Annotated in this window: 1 rRNA gene; it reads right to left on the reverse strand. The window is 54.0% G+C overall.

Annotated elements, in window-relative coordinates:
• Window positions 1-339: ribosomal RNA gene (locus ACTNDI_RS14065) — 16S ribosomal RNA — on the reverse strand; the annotation flags it as partial.

The following is a 339-nucleotide window of genomic DNA, read 5'->3' on the forward strand; positions in this document are numbered from 1 at the left end:
TCACGCCATTGTAGCACGTGTGTAGCCCAAATCATAAGGGGCATGATGATTTGACGTCATCCCCGCCTTCCTCCAGGTTCTCCCTGGCAGTCTCCTCAGAGTGCCCAGCTTTACCTGCTGGCTACTGGGGATAAGGGTTGCGCTCGTTGCGGGACTTAACCCAACATCTCACGACACGAGCTGACGACAACCATGCACCACCTGTCTCTTCTGTCCCGAAGGAAAGATCCCGTTACGGACCGGTCAGAAGGATGTCAAGATTTGGTAAGGTTCTTCGCGTTGCTTCGAATTAAACCACATGCTCCACCGCTTGTGCGGGTCCCCGTCAATTCCTTTGAG

This window comes from Bilifractor sp. HCP3S3_D3, assembly GCF_052063915.1.
Taxonomy (GTDB): Bacteria; Bacillota; Clostridia; order Lachnospirales; family Lachnospiraceae; genus Bilifractor.